The sequence below is a fragment of the Yoonia sp. genome, assembly GCF_042093035.1.
Lineage (GTDB): Bacteria > Pseudomonadota > Alphaproteobacteria > Rhodobacterales > Rhodobacteraceae > Yoonia.
On the sequence record NZ_JBELFI010000032.1, the window covers coordinates 15607 to 21814 of the forward strand.

Genomic DNA, 6208 nt, shown 5'->3' on the forward strand with positions numbered 1-6208 from the left:
GGTTTGACCTTTCACGACAGGCTCGGTCTCCACGACCTTGCAAACCACTTTCTGCGGCAGGCTGACGTTCAGCGCCTCTTCTCCATAATATTCGATCTTCACGGTCATCCCGTCCTGCAAGAACGGGCGACGGTCGCCGAGGATGTCAGCAGGCAGTGCGATCTGTTCATAGGTTTCGCTGTCCATGAACGTCAGCATATCGCCGTCCTCAAAAAGGAACTGCTGATCCTTTTGGTCAAGGCGCACGCGCTCAACTTTATCGGCAGAGCGGAACCGCTCATTCAACTTACGGCCATCGCGGAGGTTCTTCAGCTCGACCTGCGCAAACGCGCCACCTTTGCCGGGCTTCACATGGTCAACTTTGACAGCGGCCCAAAGACCACCTTCGTGCTCAAGCGTATTGCCGGGGCGGATTTCGTTACCGTTGATTTTGGGCATTGTCACTTCGTCTCAATAAAGATGGTTACGGTTGAATGAACGTATTGAAGGCCTATATCTAGTCGTCAGAAGGGTGGCAAGATCATCACCAAGCATTCGGACGGCAGTGAGCTATGCGTAAAATGCATGGCTGCCATTCCAAAAGAGGGTTCCCGAATCGACTGAGAAGATGCATAAAGGCCCTCACGCTGGAAGTACAAGAGCAATAAAAGGAAATAACATGCGAGATTTCGTCGACGGTACAGCGTTCAACAATGAACAAGGTAACCGTGCCCGCAAGCTATTTGCGGCTGTTGTTCTGGCGGCTTTGGATGATGCAATTGCGGACGACAAGAAATACGGGAATGGACCGGAGCAGATTGCGCGATGGGCACGCTCACGCGATGGGCGTGAAGTGCTGTCTTGTGCGGGTATCGACCCGAACGAGCGTGTGGTTGGCGGCTTGATGGATTTCGTTGGCAAAGGTGTTCGCACATCTGTCGCTCTGTCGCGTGAAGAAAGCGAACGCCGTAACGCAGCTGAGCAAGAAGCACGCGCGGCGTAAGAAACCCAGCTACTGACGGCAACAGTTGCGCGGTCCTCGGGGGCCGCGGTTCGCGTTTCAGTGCCCTGCAAACATGATTGAAAAAATGACGACGGGCGCAAGCTGCATGATACCAAGGCTCAGGACAAGTGCGCGCATCAAGCGCCCGACATGCCTGCGCCACAAGGCGCCGCAAAAGAAAATGACCAGAGCGGTCTCAATAGACCTCACGATATTGCCGTAGTGCTCGGGATCCCAGTAGCTGACCGGACTTTGGAAGATCCAGTTGGTCCGTGGCCAAAAATGCGCGCGGCCATCATCATTGTGCAACAGGAAGTCGAAGCCGAGATGCAGCAAGGCGGCACTGCATAGGGCGATTGCAACGGGTGCGCGCAACATTGCGCCAAGCCCGAACGCGATCCCCCACAAAATAATCGAATTATCAATCCGAAACAGGCTCTGCCACGCATCCGAAAAGTAAAGCTGCCCGAAAACAATTTCCGGCAATGTGCCCAGCACAAAAAGATGCCACCCCGCCAAAAAGTAAAGCGACAGGTCGGGGATTAGCGAACCGGCCAGCGCCGCACCCGTGATTGCCGGCTTTTCAGCCTTCCCGAAAGCAGTCATGCCAAAGATTAAATGCGCCGGCGTGTTCATGCTCTTTCCCCGCGCCACATGCGCCCCTATGAAGTGAGTGGAAGGGAAGCCAATGACCAAGTCAATCATGATCCAGGGCGCCGGCTCGAATGTGGGGAAATCCATGCTGGTTGCAGGCATCGCGCGTGCCTGCGTGCGGCGCGGCTTTTCCGTCGCCCCCTTCAAACCACAAAACATGTCCAACAATGCCGCCGTCACCATCGATGGCGGCGAAATCGGTCGCGCGCAGGCCTTGCAGGCTTTGGCCTGTGGCCTCGATCCATTGGTTGATATGAACCCCGTCCTGCTGAAGCCTGAATCCGAAGTAGGCGCCCAGGTCATCGTGCAAGGCAAACGCTTTGCGACCATGAAGGCGCGGGACTACGGCAAGCAAAAAGCCAAACTGCTGCCCCCTGTCCTTGAGAGTTTCGCGCGTATTGGGCAGGGGCGCGATCTGGTGATTGTCGAAGGGGCTGGCAGCCCGGCTGAGGTCAACCTGCGCGCAGGCGACATCGCCAATATGGGATTTGCGGCAGCGGCGAATGTTCCCGTTGTTCTGATCGGAGATATCGACCGTGGCGGCGTGATTGCGCAGTTGGTAGGCACCCATGCCGTCCTGCCGCCTGAAGACGGGGCTTTGATAAAAGGTTTCGCCATCAACAAGTTTCGCGGTGATACGACACTGTTTGATGACGGCATGGACATCATCGCAGCGCGCACCAACTGGGCGTCTCTGGGTATCGTCCCTTGGTTTTCTGACGCTTGGAAGCTGCCCGCGGAAGACGTCATGGACATCGCCAGCAAGACCGGCGGCGACATCAAAATCGTCGTGCCGCGCCTGAACAGGATCGCGAATTTTGATGATCTTGATCCGCTCTCTGCGACGCAAGGCGTGAGTGTTGAAATCGTTGAGGCGGGCCGCCCCCTGCCCCAGAATGCGGATCTCATTGTTATTCCAGGCTCCAAATCGACAATTGCCGACCTCGCGCATTTCAGGGCACAGGGCTGGGATATCGACCTGCAAGCGCATGTGCGCTGCGGCGGGCATGTGCTGGGCATCTGTGGCGGCTATCAGATGCTGGGGCGGGAAATCATTGACGATCTGGGGATAGAAGGACCGCCCGCACGCGTGAAAGGGCTTGGGTTGCTGGACGTGGCAACCCGGATGGTGCCGCAAAAGCGGCTGGCGCTCTCTCATGCGCGGTACCTGCCTACGGGTGACGCCGTGAGAGGCTATGAGATCCATCTTGGCGTCACGACCGGCCCTGATTGCGCCCGGTCCTGGCTGTCGTTGGACGGGCGCGCAGAAGGTGCAGCATCGGGCGACGGGCGTGTTATGGGCTGTTATCTGCACGGGCTTTTTGCCGCTGATGGATTTCGGTCAGCCTATCTCAAAGAACTGGGCAAACCGATTGCGGCATATGATTACGCAAAAAGCGTCGAAGATACACTGGATGCCCTCGCCGCCCATCTGGAAACGCATATGGATATTGATCGGCTGCTTTCGATTGCCGGATGACCGATCAGTCCTGACCGAAATCCCTGTTGGTCATTGCCCGCTTGATTTCACGACGGACCATTTTGCGAACGTTTTGCGTGATGCGCTCGCCCAATTCACCAGAGAGTTCCTCATGCACGGTATTCACAACCAAATCCCGTAACACATCCTGATCGAGCCCGGCCTTGATGCTTTGTGTGATTGCGACCATCAGCGCGTCATGCGCGGAAAGTTCACTTTCGGTGTCGTCTTCAGGTGCAATTTCGGCATCTTCGTCCGGCGCCTTTCGCGGCGCCTCGAAGGCACTGGCGGCCCAAGCCGCCTCTGCAAATTCCTCGCCTCCGTCAACTTCAAATTGATCGGATTGGGCAGCAACTGTCGCTTCGAGCTCCGCGATCGTGGCTTCAAGTCTTTCGCTGGCGTCCTTGTGCTGTGGGGTTAGTTTCAGCACGTTGTCTGCGTCAAACGCGCCGCCAAAGCCGGTATTTTCGGTGTCAATTTCGTCGCTGACCCGTTGATCTGGCATCAAAACCAGCCGTTGCTCAGTCTTGGCCTTCTGCTTTTCCTTCAGCGATACGAGGTTTCGCACCGAAGACAAAACTTTGTCAATTTCATCTGTTCGCGCCATGTTAGAAATCCGCTCGTTTCTGGTTTTTCCGATCTTTGTCCAATCGTAGCCCAATTTCCGTTTTCAAACAACAATCTGTTAGTTCCGTCCCAACGCCCGCAGCACCCGGTCCAGTGCTTCACCCTGAGCGGACACGCGACCGGGGGCATCGGTGACCAGATTGTAGTATTCTGAAGGGTCATATTGCTGCACGGGAAGGTTCAAATGCTCCGCCGTAAGTAGGCCCATTGCCGACAAAACCGCATATGATGCGACGACTTCGCTTGATTGCGCCGCAATGCGATTCGCGCGGGCATCGAGCAGCTCCTGCTCGGCGTTCAAAACGTCAAGCGTGGTGCGTGAGCCCAACGTTGCTTCCTCTCGCACGCCCTGAAACGCGACTGTCGCCGCTCTGATCTGCTCCTCTGACGCGACGCGGGTCGCACGCGCGACCTGCAACTGCGCAAAGGCGTTCGCAACCTGTTGTTCGATGCCGATCAATCCGAGGTGCAGACCAGAACGGGCCGCGTCTCGGTTCGCTTGCGCCTGACGGATCTGGCTGGAGATCGCGCCCCCCGCATAGAGCGGGCCACCAATATTGACTCCGATCTGCGCCGTATTCGTGTCGTTGTTGTCGCGCGACATGAAGCCGTCCAAAGTGACAGAGGGCATGACCGCCGTTTGGGCGCGTCGGATATTCAGCTCCGCGGCAGCTACGTTGTGTTGCGCCTCAAGAATGGCAGGGTGATTGCGCGCTGCAAAGTCCTGCGCATCGCTTAGGTTGCGCGACACCGGCGCCGGTCCAACCCCACGTGGCGCACCTGCCTCCTCACCCACGGCAGCACGATATTCTTCGCGTGCGATGGCCAGGTCACCCTGCGCTGATGCCAGCAAACTGCGGGCCTGCGCAAGACGGGCCTGCGCGAGGGATACATCCGTGCGCGTCACCTCCCCGACTTCGAACCGATCTTCGGCAGCCCGCAATTCTTGGGTAATGAGCCGCACGTTGTTTTGACGCAGCTGTACAAATTCACCCGCACTAATCAGGTTCATATACGACTGTACGGCGCGCAAAAGGACGCTTTGCTCAACGCTGCGCAATGATTGACGGGTCGCGAGAACGACTTCCTTTTGCGCATCAATTGCAAGCCGGTTTGACCCACCATCAAAGAGCGTCAGACTGCCAGTAAGGCGGGCCACGGTGCTGTTGGTCACGCCGCCACCGAAAGCTGCATCAGTATCGGTCCGACTGCTTGAGACGGACCAGCTGATAACTGGCAAGAGCGAGCCCATCGCCTGCGCGACACCTTCATCGGCAGCGCGCAACAAAGCCCGGTTTTGTTCCAGCAAACCAGAAGAATTATATGCAGATACGAGCGCATCCGACAGTGTATCGGCCTTGGCCACAGGTGCCGCAAGAAGCGACACCACGATTGCAACAACACCCAACCCATTCCGCTTCATAACGCGTTACCCTTCATCAGCTTTTCATAGGTACATCATGGCACCTATGTTTCATCACTCAGAGCGCAAAAACGTCGCGTTTTTCAAAGCCCTGAAGGATCGGAGCGCCCGCATTAAATGCGAAGCGCCAATTTACCATACCATCAATTTTGTGACCCACGCGCACAACGCCCAGTGTCCCCTCAATAAAGACACATGCAATCCGCCCGCTTTCGCGCAGCTGATCCAAAAGCGCAGGTGACATCTCTGCGACGCCGCCATTCACCACAATAATATCATACGGCCCTGATTTCGCAGCACCTTCCGTCAGAGGCCCGGTGACGACCGCTGCGTTATCAACGCTGTTTTGGGACAGGATGCTCTGCGCCTCATCAGCGCGCGCTGCATCATCTTCCACGCCGACCACAAAGTCGCACAAGTGGGCGAGCAATGCCGTCGAATACCCAAACCCACAACCTACATCCAGCGCCACGTGCTGCGGCTGCACGTTCAATGCGTCGAGCATTTTTGCCAAGGTCCGCGGCTCCAGCATGACCCGATCCGCATCAATCGCAAGATTTTCGCCAATATACGCAGCCTCGCGCTTGCTGTCCGGCACATAGATTTCACGCGGGATAGAGAGCATGGCGTCGATGATCGGGAACTTGGTCACATCCGAAGGACGCACCTGCGTGTCAACCATCATCGTACGGCGGGCTTTGTAGTCGGTCACAATCTAAACTCTTTCGTTCAGTGGTTTACAACGTCATGCCACAGAAGCGGAAAGGCGGCAAGAAAGAAGCCGCAAAGAAAGAGGTTTTGGACAAGTCAAATTTGAGATTTCTACGTCCGTAAATTCTGTGAATTTCTGACGTGATGATCGAATTAAGTCAGTGCTGGAGGCGAGTACCGGAATCGAACCGGTCTACACGGATTTGCAATAGGCCAGCATTAATATATATCTATATATAACAGTACATTAATTGTAATATAAACTCGTGTGTACCATTTTGTGTACAAATACAACTTCAACCAAATGGCACTCAAGTATATGTTTTTACTT

At 55.9% G+C, this 6208-nt stretch carries 7 protein-coding genes; 2 read left to right on the forward strand and 5 right to left on the reverse strand.

The window, feature by feature from the left end; translation table 11 throughout:
• Nucleotides 1-438 (reverse strand): elongation factor P (locus tag ACFDSS_RS06485; RefSeq protein ID WP_375254957.1); only part of this gene is annotated, 438 nt, incomplete at its 3' end.
• Nucleotides 439-658: 220 nt separating this feature from the next.
• On the opposite strand from ACFDSS_RS06485, the gene ACFDSS_RS06490 reads away from it, so the two are divergent.
• A complete protein-coding gene (locus ACFDSS_RS06490; RefSeq protein ID WP_375254950.1) occupies nt 659-982 on the forward strand; it encodes a DUF6280 family protein in 324 nt (107 codons plus the stop codon).
• A gap of 57 nt (nt 983-1039) precedes the next feature.
• Here the strand turns inward: ACFDSS_RS06490 and ACFDSS_RS06495 are convergent, their stop codons facing one another.
• Nucleotides 1040-1687 (reverse strand): cobalamin biosynthesis protein CobQ, encoded by a 648-nt coding sequence (locus ACFDSS_RS06495; RefSeq protein ID WP_375254951.1) that lies wholly within the window; start codon nt 1685-1687, stop codon nt 1040-1042.
• Here ACFDSS_RS06495 and ACFDSS_RS06500 point away from each other — a divergent pair.
• A complete protein-coding gene (locus ACFDSS_RS06500; protein ID WP_375254952.1) occupies nt 1671-3116 on the forward strand; it encodes a cobyric acid synthase in 1446 nt (481 codons plus the stop codon). The genes ACFDSS_RS06495 and ACFDSS_RS06500 overlap by 17 nt on opposite strands.
• Nucleotides 3117-3120: 4 nt before the next feature.
• On the opposite strand, the gene ACFDSS_RS06505 is transcribed toward ACFDSS_RS06500, so the two are convergent.
• The 3 genes from ACFDSS_RS06505 to ACFDSS_RS06515 all read right to left on the reverse strand — a co-directional run bounded on the left by ACFDSS_RS06505 (nt 3121) and on the right by ACFDSS_RS06515 (nt 5878).
• On the reverse strand, nt 3121-3723 hold the full coding sequence (locus ACFDSS_RS06505; RefSeq protein ID WP_375254953.1) for a hypothetical protein: 603 nt from the start codon (nt 3721-3723) through the stop codon (nt 3121-3123).
• Between the two features lie 78 nt (nt 3724-3801).
• Nucleotides 3802-5166 carry a TolC family outer membrane protein gene (locus tag ACFDSS_RS06510; RefSeq protein ID WP_375254954.1) on the reverse strand — a complete coding sequence of 455 codons (1365 nt, stop codon included), beginning with the start codon at nt 5164-5166 and terminating at the stop codon, nt 3802-3804.
• Nucleotides 5167-5224: 58 nt separating this feature from the next.
• Nucleotides 5225-5878 (reverse strand): protein-L-isoaspartate O-methyltransferase, encoded by a 654-nt coding sequence (locus ACFDSS_RS06515; protein WP_375254955.1) that lies wholly within the window; start codon nt 5876-5878, stop codon nt 5225-5227.
• Between the last annotated feature and the right edge of the window lie 330 nt (nt 5879-6208).